The sequence below is a fragment of the Cytobacillus sp. GQ23 genome (assembly GCF_059758675.1).
Genome location: NZ_JCAXER010000010.1, coordinates 75,029 through 89,729, shown reverse-complemented (window position 1 = coordinate 89,729; position 14,701 = coordinate 75,029). Strand labels below are relative to the sequence as shown.

At 44.1% G+C, this 14,701-nt stretch carries 17 protein-coding genes; 10 read left to right on the top strand and 7 right to left on the bottom strand.

All coding sequences use genetic code 11. The annotated features are described in order from the left end of the window. The first annotated feature begins 8 nt into the window (after window positions 1-8). From nikB to AC6CHU_RS10335, 10 genes are all read left to right on the top strand, one after another. On the top strand, window positions 9-929 hold the full coding sequence (gene nikB, locus AC6CHU_RS10380) for a nickel ABC transporter permease (protein WP_159863783.1): 921 nt from the start codon (window positions 9-11) through the stop codon (window positions 927-929). A 30-nt stretch (window positions 930-959) separates the two neighbouring features. Beyond that, complete coding sequence (locus tag AC6CHU_RS10375; RefSeq protein ID WP_251284073.1) at window positions 960-1,994, top strand: ABC transporter ATP-binding protein; 1,035 nt, start codon at window positions 960-962, stop codon at window positions 1,992-1,994. Then, complete coding sequence (locus AC6CHU_RS10370; RefSeq protein WP_251284074.1) at window positions 1,975-2,970, top strand: ABC transporter ATP-binding protein; 996 nt, start codon at window positions 1,975-1,977, stop codon at window positions 2,968-2,970. Before AC6CHU_RS10375 ends, AC6CHU_RS10370 begins: the two co-directional genes overlap by 20 nt. A 320-nt stretch (window positions 2,971-3,290) precedes the next feature. Then, complete coding sequence (locus AC6CHU_RS10365; RefSeq protein ID WP_251284075.1) at window positions 3,291-4,058, top strand: sensor histidine kinase; 768 nt, start codon at window positions 3,291-3,293, stop codon at window positions 4,056-4,058. Further along, window positions 4,055-4,747, top strand: coding sequence for a response regulator transcription factor (locus AC6CHU_RS10360; protein ID WP_159863791.1), 693 nt, complete (start codon window positions 4,055-4,057; stop codon window positions 4,745-4,747). Before AC6CHU_RS10365 ends, AC6CHU_RS10360 begins: the two co-directional genes overlap by 4 nt. Then, window positions 4,747-5,994: a hypothetical protein gene (locus AC6CHU_RS10355; protein WP_251284076.1), complete on the top strand. Its 1,248-nt coding sequence runs from the start codon at window positions 4,747-4,749 to the stop codon at window positions 5,992-5,994. The genes AC6CHU_RS10360 and AC6CHU_RS10355 overlap by 1 nt, the downstream gene beginning before the upstream one ends. A 256-nt stretch (window positions 5,995-6,250) precedes the next feature. Next, the gene (locus tag AC6CHU_RS10350; protein ID WP_251284077.1) at window positions 6,251-6,640 is read left to right on the top strand and encodes a sporulation protein; all 390 of its coding nucleotides are present in this window, start codon (window positions 6,251-6,253) and stop codon (window positions 6,638-6,640) included. Window positions 6,641-6,723: 83 nt separating this feature from the next. Then, window positions 6,724-7,002: a YkvA family protein gene (locus tag AC6CHU_RS10345; RefSeq protein ID WP_498121547.1), complete on the top strand. Its 279-nt coding sequence runs from the start codon at window positions 6,724-6,726 to the stop codon at window positions 7,000-7,002. A gap of 135 nt (window positions 7,003-7,137) precedes the next feature. Continuing rightward, window positions 7,138-8,112, top strand: coding sequence for a BMP family lipoprotein (locus AC6CHU_RS10340; protein ID WP_498121545.1), 975 nt, complete (start codon window positions 7,138-7,140; stop codon window positions 8,110-8,112). A 13-nt stretch (window positions 8,113-8,125) separates the two neighbouring features. Continuing rightward, window positions 8,126-9,787 (top strand): methyl-accepting chemotaxis protein, encoded by a 1,662-nt coding sequence (locus AC6CHU_RS10335; protein WP_498121543.1) that lies wholly within the window; start codon window positions 8,126-8,128, stop codon window positions 9,785-9,787. A 110-nt stretch (window positions 9,788-9,897) separates the two neighbouring features. Here the strand turns inward: AC6CHU_RS10335 and hpf are convergent, their stop codons facing one another. From hpf to flaG, 7 genes are all read right to left on the bottom strand, one after another. Next, window positions 9,898-10,455, bottom strand: coding sequence for a ribosome hibernation-promoting factor, HPF/YfiA family (gene hpf, locus AC6CHU_RS10330; RefSeq protein ID WP_498121541.1), 558 nt, complete (start codon window positions 10,453-10,455; stop codon window positions 9,898-9,900). Between the two features lie 220 nt (window positions 10,456-10,675). Beyond that, window positions 10,676-10,876 (bottom strand): YjfB family protein, encoded by a 201-nt coding sequence (locus AC6CHU_RS10325; RefSeq protein ID WP_498121539.1) that lies wholly within the window; start codon window positions 10,874-10,876, stop codon window positions 10,676-10,678. 26 nt (window positions 10,877-10,902) lie between these two features. After that, window positions 10,903-11,289, bottom strand: coding sequence for a DUF8042 domain-containing protein (locus AC6CHU_RS10320; protein WP_498121537.1), 387 nt, complete (start codon window positions 11,287-11,289; stop codon window positions 10,903-10,905). A 10-nt stretch (window positions 11,290-11,299) separates the two neighbouring features. After that, entirely contained in the window at window positions 11,300-11,644 is a 345-nt protein-coding gene (gene fliT, locus AC6CHU_RS10315) for a flagellar protein FliT (protein WP_498121535.1), read from the bottom strand. Then, window positions 11,644-12,045 carry a flagellar export chaperone FliS gene (gene fliS / locus AC6CHU_RS10310; protein WP_498121533.1) on the bottom strand — a complete coding sequence of 134 codons (402 nt, stop codon included), beginning with the start codon at window positions 12,043-12,045 and terminating at the stop codon, window positions 11,644-11,646. The genes fliT and fliS overlap by 1 nt, the downstream gene beginning before the upstream one ends. 18 nt (window positions 12,046-12,063) lie before the next feature. After that, window positions 12,064-14,187, bottom strand: a complete 2,124-nt coding sequence (fliD, locus tag AC6CHU_RS10305; protein ID WP_498121531.1) for a flagellar filament capping protein FliD — start codon at window positions 14,185-14,187, stop codon at window positions 12,064-12,066. A 15-nt stretch (window positions 14,188-14,202) separates the two neighbouring features. Beyond that, window positions 14,203-14,562, bottom strand: a complete 360-nt coding sequence (flaG, locus tag AC6CHU_RS10300; RefSeq protein ID WP_498121529.1) for a flagellar protein FlaG — start codon at window positions 14,560-14,562, stop codon at window positions 14,203-14,205. Window positions 14,563-14,701 lie beyond the last annotated feature (139 nt).

Genomic DNA, 14,701 nt, shown 5'->3' with positions numbered 1-14,701 from the left:
GTACTACCATGTTTATTTTTCTAATGCGCAGGCTTGTTCAAATCGTCCCAGTTCTGCTGGGCGTTACCCTCATGGTTTTTCTTATCATGCAAATGGTTCCCGGCGATCCCGCTGTTCTGGTGGCAGGGGAAGGGGCAACTGATGAGCAGGTGGAAGCAATCCGCCATGACCTCGGGCTTGATCAGCCTCTCGCCCTGCAATATTTGAGTTATGTTGGGGATGTTGTAAAAGGGGATTTTGGCGAATCCATCCGGACAAGCCGCCCTGTTCTTGATGAAATCCTTGTCCGTTTGCCGATCACACTTGAATTGGCCTTCTGGAGTATTGTAATTACAGTTGTTCTCGGTGTTCTATTCGGAATCATTGCTGCAACGAAGCAAAACAGCTTTACAGATGTTGGATTGATGATGGTTGCCCTTCTTGGCGTATCCCTGCCGAACTTCTGGCTCGGCCTGATGCTGATCATTTACTTTTCAGTCGGACTTCAGTGGTTTCCTGTTGCCGGCTGGGGGACATTCAGCCATATCATCCTTCCGGCTATTACACTCGGGACAGGCGGTGCAGCCATTGTGGCCCGGATGACCCGCGCAAGCATGCTCGAGGTTATCCGCCAGGACTATATCCGCACAGCCAAGGCAAAGGGTGTGCGCCAGCGTCTGATCATTTATAAACATGCTTTAAAAAATGCCCTGATTCCCGTTATTACAGTTGTCGGACTGCAGTTTGGAGCCCTTCTCGGCGGAACCGTTTTAACAGAGTCGGTCTTTGCCATCAATGGAGTCGGTCGATTGATTATTGATGCCATCCGGATGCGTGATCTGCCGCTTGTGCAGGGATCCATTTTATTCGTATCGGTGCTGTTTGTCATCGTCAACCTGCTTGTTGACCTGTCCTACCGATTCCTGAATAAACGTGTTGAACTGAACTAAAACCATTCCCGATTGAGAGGAGCAAGAAATATGGGAACTGAACATAAAGAAACGATACTGGAAGTGAAAAACTTAAAAACTCATTTCTTCTCCGGCAAAAAAGTCATTAAAGCAGTGGACGGCGTAGACTTTGATGTAAAAAGAGGAGAAACACTCGGCATTGTCGGAGAATCAGGGAGCGGAAAGAGTATCACCTCCCTCTCCATCATGCGGCTGATTGCAGAGCCTCCCGGAAAGATCGTGGACGGTGAAATCAATTTTAAAGGGAAAAACCTGCTATCCCAAACAGAGGAAGGCATGAGGCAAATGCGTGGAAATAAGATTTCAATGATCTTCCAGGAGCCGATGACTTCACTCAATCCTGTCTTTTCGGTTGGAGAGCAGATTGCGGAAGCTTTCCGGATTCACCAAAAGCTTCCTAAGAAGGAAGCGTGGCAGAAAGCGGTTGAAATGCTGCGATTAGTCGGCATCCCTTCTCCTGAAAAAAGAGCCAAGCAGGAGCCCCATGAATTAAGCGGCGGAATGCGCCAGCGCGTCATGATTGCCATGGCATTGGCATGCAAGCCGGAGCTGCTGATTGCGGATGAGCCTACAACAGCTCTGGATGTAACAATCCAGGCGCAAATCCTTGATCTTTTAAAAAATCTGCAGGAACAGCTGGGAACGGCTGTCATCATGATTACGCATGATATGGGGGTTGTCTCCGAAACCTGTGACCGTGTCGCTGTAATGTATTGCGGAAAAATTGTTGAGCATACGGATGTGGATTCCCTTTTTGATAACCCTAAGCACCCTTATACACAGGGCCTGCTTAGAAGCATTCCGGCAGTCGACAGGGATGTCGAGGAATTGGAAGCCATTCCGGGCACGGTTCCAAGCCCGGACAATCTTCCCCCAGGATGCAGCTTTGCGCCAAGATGCCCGTTTGCCACTGATATGTGCAGAACAGAAGAACCATCATTAGTAGAAGATAACGGAGATAAAGTACGCTGCTGGATGTACACGGAAAAATGGAACGGCCCGGCAGTAAAGGAGGCCGCAGCAGATGTCAGCCACGCTAACTAAAGAAAAGAAAATCCTTCAGGTCAAGGACCTGCAGCAGCACTTCCCAATTAAAGGCGGAGTATTTGGCCGCACCGTCAATCATGTTAAAGCGGTTGATGGCGTAAACTTTACCATTTATGAAGGGGAAACTGTCAGCATTGTTGGGGAATCCGGCTGCGGAAAGTCGACGACTGGACGCGCGATTTTGCGCCTGGATGAGCCGACTGGCGGGGAAGTGATCTTTCAGGGAACCAATTTGCTGTCTAAATCCAAACGGGAGATGCGTTCGATCCGCAAAGACCTGCAGGTCATTTTCCAGGACCCCTTCGCCTCTCTCAATCCAAGAAGGTCAATCGGACAGACGCTTGAAGAAGCAATGGGAATCCTGAATGTGGTTCCGAAAGCGAACCGGCGCCGCAAAGCAATTGAGCTTTTGGAGCAGGTTGGGTTAAAAGAAGAGCATATTGACCGATACCCGCACGAATTCAGCGGCGGTCAGCGACAGCGGATCGGAATTGCCCGCGCCCTGGCGGTAGAACCAAAGCTGATCATCTGTGACGAGGCCGTATCTGCACTGGATGTTTCCGTTCAGGCACAGGTACTGAATCTATTAAAAAAACTGCAGAAGGAATATGGCTTAACTTATCTATTTATCTCTCATGATCTTGGGGTTGTACGCCATATCTCTGACCGGATCATTGTCATGTACCTGGGAAAAGTGGTTGAAATTGCGGAGAAGAAGAGCTTATTTGACAACCCGCGCCACCCTTATACACAGGCGCTGCTGTCAGCCATTCCCGAGCCGAACCGGAAAAAGAAAAAGGAACGGATCATCCTGAAAGGCGATGTCCCGTCCCCTATCGATCCTCCATCCGGATGCCGATTCCATACAAGATGTCCGCTGGCTACCGACTTGTGCCGACAGTCTGATCCGGAGCTTACGAGCCTGGGAGAAGGACACCAGGCTGCCTGCCATTATGCCGAGGCAATCTCTTAAATTGTTAGAGTACCAGCTTAGTGCTGATCTCGATATATTGTAACCCCCTTTTGGGCGGAGCTTTGCGGCTTCGCTCTTTTTAGCGGTTTTGATTTGGGCTCTATACTTGGCCATTCTCGATTTACCCACTCGTTTTGTCTATTTGCAGAAATCAGCTATCTATTTGCAAATTTACTTCTCTATTTGTAAATAACCTCTTTTTGTTTGTAAAATCCTTCTATTAAATTACAAATTTCTTTTTATTACGTTTCCCGAATTAACTTACCAACCAGTTATCTGACATGTTATACTATTAGAAATTCTTTTAAGGCAGGAAGAACATGCTAATAACCTATGAAACCTTTTCAGTGTTTGCGATTTTTTCGATATTCGTACCGATGGCCGGGGCCATTATTTTAATGATGGTGCTGGCGTTTGAGAAGCAAATAGACACGCTCTCTTTTGAGAAACAGCAGATGGTTCTTGAAAACACGCTGCAGGAAAGCAAATATATGCAGCTCAACCAGCAGATTCATCCCCATTTTTTATTCAATACCATTAACCTGATGCTCGGTCTTGCCAGTTTAAACCGCATAGATACACTAATCAAGGCGATGGAAACTCTATCACTTTTCTTAAAATTCAAATACCAGATTAAAGAGCAGCTCATTCCATTAAAAAAGGAATGGGAATATACAAAATATTATCTGAAAATACAGGTAATGAGGTTTCATAACCGGCTTACCATTACGGAGAATATAGCCGAGGATGCTTTGAAGCACTATGTGCCTCCTTACCTTCTGCAAACGATTGTGGAAAACTCGTTCAAACACGGACTGGAGAAAAAGCCAGGGCCGCTTTCCCTCTCCATTAAAGCTGTCAGCCATGAAGACAGCATCACCTTATATGTGGAGGATAACGGCATTGGCATCGGGGATCACTCATTTGATGACATGATAGCTAAAGGGCAGGGGCTTTCCAATGTCAAAAAGCGGCTTGACCTTCTTTTTCAAACATCGGATTTAGACATTTATAAAAATGAACACAACGGGGCAACTGTGAAAATAACACTTCCTAAAGTCGAATTCCATCAGGAGGAGCAGGCATGAATGTATTATGTATAGATGATGAACCTATTGTACTCGAACAGCTTGAATATATTTTAAAGCCGGCATTTCCATTATGGAACTTTCACTTTGCGTATGACAGCAGCCAGGCTCTTGCCATCAGCAAAGAACACTATTTCCATCTGTCCTTCGTAGACATCGAGATGCCGGGAAAGTCCGGGCTTGAACTGGTCAAGGACTTAAAGGAGATCCATCCCCATCTGCAGATTATCATTCTATCAGCACACCAGGACTTTGATTTTGCCAAAAAGTCCATTCAGCTAGGGGTTTCCGAATACCTGACCAAACCGATAATTGAAGCGGAATTAAAAGAGACCCTGAAAAAATTCTCCACTCCTATTTTCCAAAAAGAATATTCTAAAATGGTCAATGAGGCTTTAAGTCAAATACATGAGTCGTATGACCAGCGGGTCGGACTTCAGGATATTGCCGCCAGAGTCCACGCAAGCCCAGCCTATTTAAGCCGCAAGTTCAGCGAGGAAGTTGGCACCTCTTTTATTGACTACCTGACCGTTTACAGGCTGGAAAAAGCAAAACATCTTCTGTCCACGACCCATTACAGCATTTCAGAGATTGCGGAAAAAACCGGTTTTAACAGCCTGCATTACTTCTCAAGCCAATTTAAGAAGAAAGAAAACATCACACCAAAGCAATACAGGGAGCAGCATTGATGAAAACAAACCTATCCAAGTCAGTTCAATATGGCTTCGGGCTGCTGAGCATCGCCATTATCTCCAGATGGACTTCAGGCAATGCCGTTTTTACAGCACCAGAAGCCTTTTTGCGTTACGGCTTTATCGGGACTGTCAGCTTTTCAGCAGCCGGCGCCCTTGCCTTCCTGGCTCTTATCCCGATTATCAAACGGGTACGGTCTTCAGAAGAGTCTCCATCCTTTCTCGGTATCATGGCAAGCCGATTGTCTGAACCTGCGCTTCAGTGGATGAAGCGGGTTCTCCTGCTGGCTATTTTTTTTGGCATGACGGTCATGGGCTTTGCGGCAGGAATCCTTGTCTTTCCTTTGGGTACCCCGGTGCCGATCGGGATGAGTTTATTCTTTTTATTCGGATTTCTGGCAGCAGTCTTTTTCCGGTTAAAATGGTTTACCCGGTTCAGTATGCTCAAAGTTGGCATTCTGTTTTTAATTATGATCATGATTCTTGTTCACGCCTATATGCTGGATGGAATTGAAGTTGTATATGATGGCATCCGCCTGTACCATCCATACTTGCTTTATGTGGAATGGGATATACTTCCCCTGCTGCTGTCGGCCTTTACCATCGCCATGCTTGGTCATCTGCTGGTGGACCTGAAGATGTGGAATATGCTTCTAAAAAGCAAAAGGGAAAAACTGCGGCTCGGCCTCAGCATGACCGGCCTTATCTGGAGCACCATCCCCTTCTCTTTTTCAATGATTACTTTATCGGCCATTTACAAGGGCGGTTTTCAAAATTTTTACTCCGTCTTTGAAAAGATATTCCTTAGATACGAGCATTTCACGATTACGATTCTGCTTATTTTTATTCTCATGGTTATCTTCTTTGAAACCTTTTTATCGCAGATTCATTCGCTATATGTTCTGTATGGCCGGAACGACCTTAAACTGAATAGGCATATGTGGGGGATTCTGCTTTTGTTTGTGGCGGTCATCCCATGCTTGGCCTACCTATTCTCGATATCTTTACTGGATTTATTCTTCATTTCAGGAGACTTCTTTGCAGCTATATTGCCGGTTATTTTGCAGATCTTATGGAGCAGGAAGGAAAAAGGCATGCTGATGCCTGCAGCAGTGCTGATTGGGACTTTAACCGGCTGGACCTTTTTATTTTTCAGCGAAGGGCCGATCAGCATCCTTATCGGGTTCGCTGTGTCCGTTCTTGTTTTATTTATCGGGTCGGCTGCTGTAAGAAAAGGATATTGACTGCAGCTATAAGAATTGTTCGAAGACCTTTCCCAAATGTGGCGGAGGTCTTTATTTATGGGCCTTTACCACCGCGGTAAAGGCCCTTTTTATATACGAGCCCGCACCTCCGCACGTTTGACTTTATAAAATGGAGGAATAGGTAGAAAGAAAATTACTTGAAACTTTATCATGATCAGCACGTAAAGTAGGTAACATCCTAAACTATGGTGTGAGCAAACAGTTCCCCCTATAAAAATTAGAGGAGAGATCTTTGTTGATTTTACGAAAATACATGTCAATGCTTGGAATAGGCTCTGCAAAAATTGATCTGCAGCTGCCAAAGCTTCAATATACACCAGGAGAAAATGTGAGCGGAATCTTCCTGATTGAAGGAGGGACCATCGAACAGCAAATTAAGCGGATTGAGTGTGACCTGGTCATGACATCGCCAGAGGATGAAAAGGAGAAAGTAATCGGAACAGCGACCATCCTGTCCACCAAAGTCATTGAATCTGAAGAAACCAATAAAATGGACTTTAACTTCCAGCTGCCTGAAGATATTCCCTGCTCTGCCCCTGACCGGGTTTTTCAATTTAAAACAAGGCTGATTTTTAACGAAGGCGTCAAAAGCGCTGATTTGGATAAAATCACGATTGTTCAATAATCCATGTCACCTCTTTTAACTTTACAGAAGCATACTTGAAACAAACTATCTATCAGCGAATGAACTAGAAAAAGGTGAACTTTATGAAGTTTTTTAAACGCATCAAATTTGTATTGAAGTTCTGGAAGTTCCTCCCCTTTCTGAAGGATTACTTTATGTCACCAGAGGTATCGGCCGGTAAAAAGCTGTTCCCTGTTGCTGCCGGCCTTCTATATATCCTTCTGCCGCTTGATCTTGTGCCCGACTTCCTGTCGATCCTCGGATTTACGGATGATATTGTAATTACATCGTTTGTCCTTCAGCAAATGGTGAAGATGGCTCCGGAGTCATTGAAGGAGAAATATAAGGTGCTGGAGGAATGATGCTTTTGTAGCCTGTATGTAATACAGGCTTTTTTATTTTGACCTTTTTATTGGCAAGGACTGACTTCAGACTTAAAACCTCCGAAGTTCTGCCGATATTATGTAAGGCAAAATAAGACAACATGGAGGTTTACCTTGAAAAAACTATTACCTTTTCTGCTGATGTTCAGCTTCCTTCTGGCAGCCTGCTCTGCCTCTAAACAGGGCACAAACCAACATAAAGAATATAAAATTGGCATTCTCCTTTCTGATTCAGGACTGGGAGATGAATCTTTCAATGATTCTGCCTTCCGGGGTCTGGAGAAAGCCCGGGATGAGCTGGGGATTCTGTTTGATTACAAAGAAGCACCGGACGGAAATTTTGAAAAGCCGCTTGAAGAGCTGGTCAAGGAAGATCATGACCTGATCATCGGACTGGGTTTCACAGCACAGGAAGCACTTGAAAAAACAGCGAAGAAATATCCCGATAAGCAATTTCTGCTGATTGATGCTGTATCTGAGCTTGATAATGTGGTCTCACTCACGTTTAAGGAGCATGAAGGCAGCTTCCTTGTCGGAATGCTCGCTGCCATGACAAGCCAAACAGGCAAACTGGGTTTTATTGGCGGTGTTGATGTGCCCGTCATCCACCATTTTGAAAATGGATTTGTGCAAGGAGCTAAGCACTTCAATCCGAAAATAGACGTATTAAGTGAATACGCCGGTGATTTTGGAGATGCAGCTCTCGGCGGGAAAATTGCTGAAAAACAAATTGCTGCGGGTGCCGACTTTATCTATCCTGCTGCCGGCTTCACCGGTTTTGGCGCATTGAAAAAAGCGGAAGAAAAAGGCGTGCTTGCCGGCGGGGTTGATTCCGACCAGTATTTTGTTGCGGAAAAAGCCGTTGCCGCATCGATGGTCAAAAACATCGATATTGCGGTTTTTAACCTGGTGAAGGAATTGACGGAAAACGGAAAAATCGAAGCTTCCTCCTATGAATGGGGACTGGCAGAAAACGGTGTCGGCCTTTCTGAAGTCCGCGTCATTTCCTTAACAGAGGAACAGAAAGCTGCATTAAAAAAAGCAACAGAAGACATAATTAATGGAAAAATCACAGTCACAGCTGAATAAAGGAGCTCTCAAGATGACATTACGAAAACGCCTTATAATCGTCACGCTGATCCCGCTCGCACTCTCGGTCAGCATGATCGGCTTTATTATATACCAGACTTTACACATTCAAAGCTCCGCTAAAGATGACGTTGAGCTTTTACTGAAAGTGAAGGACCTGGAGCAAAGCCTGGTGGTGACAAGCCAGTCGCTTGCTAATTACACCTACAATTCAAGTGACGCCAACAAGGACCAGGCACTGACCATGATGACGGAAGTCCAGGAAAACCTGGCTTCCCTCTCCTCGGTTGCTGCAGTTCCTGAGCATAAAAAAATCATTGTCAGCATTGAAGGAAAGTATGCAGAGCTATCCAAGGTTTCAACAGAAGCCTTCGATAAAGGGAACAAAGCGGAAATCAAGCGTCAGAGCATCCGAATTTCCGGCATCTTAAATGATATGCACCTTTTGAAAAAGCGCACAAATGAATGGTATGAAGGCATACTTCTGGAAACCAGCCAAAAGATTGCCTTTATCACGAATTCTTCTCTTATAGGCAGCCTGCTGCTTATTCTTTTATCGGCTGTATTCTCATGGATGGCTGCGAGAAAGATCACAAAACCCATCAATGCCATGGTGGAAAAAGCAGAGAAAATATCCGAGGGTGATTTAACCGCTGATTCATCAGAGCTCATCTTTAAAGAAAACAGCCGCTATGAAGTGGATAAACTAACGGAAGCTTTTTCGAAAATGGTTGTAAACCTAAAAGGAACCGTCCAATCCATTGAAGAAGTAAGCCAGAATGTAAAGGGATTTGCCAGGGATGTGGCTTCCTATATGCACAGCTTAAATGAAAGCAGCAGCCAGGTGGCTGTTTCAACGGACGAATTGGCGAGAGGAAGCCAAGCCATCTCGGAAGATGTTCAGGCAACGGCTGAATTAATGAGTGTGATGGGTGAGCAGTTTTCCGCTGTTCATCAGGCGAGTGCAGAGAGTGCTGTGCAAAGCACTCAGGCATTGGAATCTGTCCATCAAGGACGGGTGTCTTTAGAAAAACAAATGAAACTTGCAGAAGAGATCTCAAGTTCGTCTAACCATATCCGAAGTTCAGTCAGTGAATTTGCCCAGTTCACGAAGGAAATTGAAGGGGCAGCTAACACGGTAAAAGATATCGCCGATCAGACAAATCTGCTGGCATTAAATGCAGCGATTGAAGCAGCCCGTGCAGGTGAGGCCGGGAAAGGATTTGCGGTTGTGGCAGAAGAAGTACGAAAGCTTGCGGATTCCTCTTCAAAAGCAACCGATCTGATCGCCTCAATGGTCAGCAACATCCAAAACGGCATCAGCAATATTTACAATGCCACCGAACAGGGACATGCCCTTTCAAAAGAACAATCCCAATCGATGAGCGAGACAGAACAAGTCTTTGAAACCATTTCCGAGCATGTGTCCGGCATTCACAGTCATCTGGAAAGATTGGTTGAAGATATGAAAACCTCCAGTGAAATGAGCCAGCAGGTCATTACCGCTGTAGAAAACATTTCGGCTGTAACCGAGGAAACCGCTGCCGGGACTGAGGAAATCTCAGCGTCTACCGAAGAGCAGCTTCGCGCGTTTGAGCAGGTGATGGTGAAGGTGGAGCAGCTGAAGGAAATGACTGGGGTGATGGAGAGGGAATTGGAGAAGTTTACGGTTTAGGTGGGTGTTTGGAAAGTGTTTATGCGAAGAAGTAAACGTTGCAAATAGTCCAATTGAGAACCCGCAACAAACAAAAACCCCGCCTCAGGAGCGGGGTTTTTCACATTGTATTATTGCGCTTCAATCAGACCATAGCGGCCATCTTTACGCTTGTACACTACATTGGTTAAATTAGACTCTGCATTTGTGAACACGTAGAAGCTGTGGCCCAGCATGTTCATCTGCAGGATCGCCTCTTCACTGTCCATTGGCTTCAAATCGAAGCTCTTTTGGCGGACAACTTCAAGATCGTTATCCTCTTCATCCACTTCAGGCGCCTCTGTCTCATTTTCCAATGCTGCAAACACAGCAGTCAGATTGCCTTTTTCGCGGAATTTACGGTTCACTTTGGTTTTATGTTTGCGGATTTGACGCTCCAATTTATCGGTAATCAGATCAATCGCTGCATACATATCATCATGATCTTCCTCTGCGCGAAGAACCAGGTTCGGCATCGGAATCGTTACTTCCACTTTAGAACGGTTATTGTTATACGTTTTTAAATTTACATGTACATTTGCATCAGGAGTTTCAGTAAAATACCTTTCTAACTTAGCAATTTTCTTCTCTACGTACTCTCTAATTGCTGGAGTTACCTCAATGTTTTCACCACGAATGTTGTAATTCATACGTGAACTCCTCCTTCTCATTATACAATGGCGACTTCCTCAGAGCGCTTTTTAAAACCTAAGCGTCTGTAAAAGAATGCCTAGTCTTAAAAGTATATTAAGACTATATATTTATATTTCTGTTTTACCCCTAAAAAGTCCTGCTGAAACTGGTAAAAAGATTGAGAATATTTGTCGAATTGATGACTTATATAAAAAAACGAGCAGCCAATTTCACTGCTCATCCTTTTATATCAATATGTCCGCCCAAATGGGGCTGGGCTGCATGCTCAAGGGCCTGTATCTGAGACCCGCTCATCATCTTGTTAATAAATTCTTCATTTCCTGCTCCCTGGTCCATGGCTTTTTTCAGGACTAAGATGGATGCCTGCTGCTGGACCTGGCCCTGGGATAAAACCATAGACATTAAAGGGATATCCATGTGAACACCTCCGAGACTGTTGCCTATCAAGATTGAATATAGGGATTTAATTCCTGCTGAATTGTTTTATGCCACTGTGCATATGCAGGATAGAGCTTTTTAGAAATGATTTCCTGTCTAACAGAAAGATCATCAAAGTTTTGAATAAGCAGTTCAGCCTGATCGGCAACTGTGCTGATATCAGCGAAAGCTTTGAGCATGGGCTGATTGTCTGGAACAAGCTGGCTAAGCTGTTCATGGGCTGAAGCAACTTGAGGGAACGCCTGAAAAATATCACCGAGTAGCCGTTCTCCCTCTGTTTTACTAAAAACGCTGAAGCTTTTGACGATATAATCAAAAGCTTCATCAATGGTATATAAAAGATCACTGTATTCCTTCATGAAAAGGTACTGATCTTCAGTTAGTGTCAACAATGGCAGTCACCTATTTTCTTTTATCATAAAACATGCCGTCCGTTGCCATGGATTGATAGGGATTAGCATATTTTCCGGTTGTTTCTTTCTTAACGCTTAAGTCTTTAATGTCTTTTTGGATAAATAGCTTTTCCCTTGTCATCAGCGCGGTGACTTTTGAATTTAAGCTGATGAGCCTGGCTCCCAGGTCCTTTTCGGAATCTGAAAAGGGGGGTTTTATGCCAGCCATTGCCTGCTGGCGGTGTTCAAGCAAATTTTCAACCTGACTGATTTTCTCATCACGGTCAAGTGCTGCATCTTCAAGTAATATTATTAGCTTTTGTGTGGCATCATAGAAGTCTTGGACCGAACTCACTAAACCGCACCGCCCTGCGAGAACTGCTTCTGGCGGTTCACCTGGATAACTTCCTTCCATGTATCCCGAAACTCGGTGACCAGGCCCTCCACCTCAGCCAGTATGGAAGCATCACTTTTAATGTTCGCTTCCATTAATCTGCGGTTCATGAAGTCGTACAAAGACATCATATTCTTCGAAATTTCCATGTCCATATTCAATGTTACCATCAGTTCCTGAATAATAGATTGTGCCTTTTGGATATTGGTATTTTTCATTTCAATATTCTTATCTTCAATGGCTTTCTTCGCCTGATGAATAAACTTAAGACATCCGTTATACAGCATTAGTGTCAGCTCTCCTGGAGATGCCGTATTCACTGAGTTTTGCTGATAAGATTGGTATGGATTGCTTACTGCCATGTGTAACACTCCCTTTTCTTACATGCCGCTGCTAAATTGGTTCATAAGGAACATGGATTGCTCATTGGAACGCTGAATCGCTTTTTCCATGGCGGTGAACTGGCGCCAGTACCGGTCTTCCACCTGCTTTAATTTATCTTCAAAGCTGTCAATTCGCTTGCCTACATCATTCAGTTCCCTGCCGATGGTAAACTGCTGATTAGTTGAGAAGCTGTTTCCCGCTTTTGTTTTCAATTTATCCATCGCAGCGTTCACAGTATCATAAAGCCTGTGGGCAATCCCTCTCTGCCCGTCTGTCTGCCCATCTCCTCTAAAAAGATTCTCAACTGAAACAGGGTCCTCTTCAATTGCTTTTTTCAGGGCAGCTTCATCAATTTCCAGCTTTCCGCCTTCTAAATAATTGCTGGTCGTTTTAATACCGATACTGGCCAGCTGATTATAAAGCGGAGAAACAAGATCATTCGATACGGGCTGGTAAAAGTTCATCCGCATCCCTGATAAAACAGACTGAAGCGTAGAATCCTTGCGCAGGAGACCACTTTTAGCCCGCTCTTCCCACTGCTCCTGCTGCTTGTCTGACAGCTGCTCACGCTGTTCATCGGTCAAGGGGGTATAACTTCGATAGCGTTCTTCACCAGTTTTTTTCTGAATTTTATCGATCATTTCATTGTATTTATCCACAAATGCCTTGATATTGTCAAAAACCTTTGTGGAATCATTGCTGACATTGATGCTGACCGGCTGATCTTCAAAGGTCTGCTTAAGAGTAAAGGTAACACCGTTAACCTCAAAAGTGTTGGAGCTTCTGTTTGTGGCCAAACCGTTAATTACAAATTCTGCGTTACTTCCTTCTTCCTTGACCACAGCACCTTTGAAGCGAAGAACATCATTCAGAAAGCTTCCGCTTGTTGTGGTTTCAGCCCCATCTTTATTAAAATCCCCCGTCTCTGTGCGGGTCATTGTCATTTGGCCTGTAGCACTGTCAAAGAACATATTGACACCAGTGCTTGAAGCATTGACTTTACTGATGACATTATTCAGAGACTCACTGCCTGAAATAAGGAAAGAGTCATGACGCTCTCCTTTAGAGGTTGAGGTATCTACGGAAAAAGCAGTATATTTGTGATCATATGTAATCTCCAGAGTCATCGTTGTGTCAGATCCATCTGCCGGTTTTTGCATATCAGAATTAAACGTGATTTTGCCTGTTTCGTAGTTAAGGGTGCCTACCACTTTATTCGCATCATCGAGTATTTCTCTTTCTCCATTTACGATATAACCCATTGAAAAAGTTTTCTCAGTGGTCTCTCCGGAGGATGTTTCCTTTACCTTAATGCTTTTCACTTCGTTCAAGGCACCTTGAGCCAATTGAATAGAGGAAGTGCCGCTTGCAATAGCATGGGAACCTGTCCGTTCAGTCGCTACATAATCAATCTTAATGACACTTCCCTTTGCAGGCTCCTTGCCAAACTGCAGTGTTCCATCTTCTTTTACCAGCACTTCGTTCTCTTTTAAAGGACGGTTCGCCGCAGTCAATTCTGCCTCACTCAGCGTATTAAACCCGACTCCATTAACCTTTACACTCCAGGAACTGAGTTCACTAGGATCTACTTTGATCATATCTCCAAAGCTAATTGCAGCTGGATCAGTCACATTAATGCTTTTACTTAATACAGCACCATTTTTCCAGGCACTACTGGCCGGATTTCCACCTGAATCTGTATGATTGCCTTTATACATAAAATTGTTTTCCTGTGCATATAGACTTTTGCTTGGGTCGATAGACTTCCCATCCGCAGAAATGCTGCCGCCGTTCACGCGGGTCTCCGCACTTGCCAGCTTTGTTACTTTTGAAATCGAGTAAGAAGCCTGACTTGCTGCACCACTTGCCGTGGCACTTACCATTGCTTCATTTGAAGAAGTTGTCAGGCGCATGCGATAACGTGCAGTTAGCTTCATCTGCGTCAATTCACTTCTGAAATCAAGAAGCAAAGCATTTATTGCACGATAATCATCGCGCTGCCACTCTAATATTTGTTTCTTCTGCTTTAATTTATCTAGAGGCATCCGTTCTGCCTTCATTAGATCCGATACAAGCTGGTCAATATCCATCCCGCTCGCCAGACCTCCGATTCTAACCAATATGTACTCCTCCTTTTAAATCTTCTTATCTACCATTAACCCAACAAACTCCGTCATTGCTGCATACATGTCCAGCATTTTCTTTGATGGGATTTCTTTTACTATTTCTTGGGTTAGGTCATCAACTAGAGTTACGTAATATTCATTTAGTTTTTCGTGGAGAACAAACTTCAATGATGTATGAGAGGCCTGTAAGAATTTGTTCATGCTATCCACTACTTCTGTCAGCTGTTCTTCCTTTATTTTGCCACTTAGGTTTGACTGAAAAGATAAATCTTTATTTTCTACCTTAGTGCGTAACTTAATTAAATTTTCATCTGAACATACTGATCTAGTTGTAAGAGAAGTATTTTGAGATGATACGCTACCTATCATTAATATCCCCTACCTATATAAATTATCTGTATTAGTTTTTATATCGGAAGTTTTTTTTAATTGTTAATATGGGCGTTTCACCTGGATGGGATCTATTAAATCTAATTATAATTGAGCTTGTAAATAGCCTTCTATTTTA

Coding starts and splice junctions, on each gene's coding strand:
- nikB (WP_159863783.1), top strand. CDS start 9: ATGTTTATTTTTCTAATGCGCAGGCTTGTTCAAATCGTCCCAGTTCTG.
- AC6CHU_RS10375 (WP_251284073.1), top strand. CDS start 960: ATGGGAACTGAACATAAAGAAACGATACTGGAAGTGAAAAACTTAAAA.
- AC6CHU_RS10370 (WP_251284074.1), top strand. CDS start 1,975: ATGTCAGCCACGCTAACTAAAGAAAAGAAAATCCTTCAGGTCAAGGAC.
- AC6CHU_RS10365 (WP_251284075.1), top strand. CDS start 3,291: ATGCTAATAACCTATGAAACCTTTTCAGTGTTTGCGATTTTTTCGATA.
- AC6CHU_RS10360 (WP_159863791.1), top strand. CDS start 4,055: ATGAATGTATTATGTATAGATGATGAACCTATTGTACTCGAACAGCTT.
- AC6CHU_RS10355 (WP_251284076.1), top strand. CDS start 4,747: ATGAAAACAAACCTATCCAAGTCAGTTCAATATGGCTTCGGGCTGCTG.
- AC6CHU_RS10345 (WP_498121547.1), top strand. CDS start 6,724: ATGAAGTTTTTTAAACGCATCAAATTTGTATTGAAGTTCTGGAAGTTC.
- AC6CHU_RS10335 (WP_498121543.1), top strand. CDS start 8,126: ATGACATTACGAAAACGCCTTATAATCGTCACGCTGATCCCGCTCGCA.
- hpf (WP_498121541.1), bottom strand. CDS start 10,455: ATGAATTACAACATTCGTGGTGAAAACATTGAGGTAACTCCAGCAATT.
- AC6CHU_RS10325 (WP_498121539.1), bottom strand. CDS start 10,876: ATGGATATCCCTTTAATGTCTATGGTTTTATCCCAGGGCCAGGTCCAG.
- fliS (WP_498121533.1), bottom strand. CDS start 12,045: ATGGCAGTAAGCAATCCATACCAATCTTATCAGCAAAACTCAGTGAAT.
- flaG (WP_498121529.1), bottom strand. CDS start 14,562: ATGATAGGTAGCGTATCATCTCAAAATACTTCTCTTACAACTAGATCA.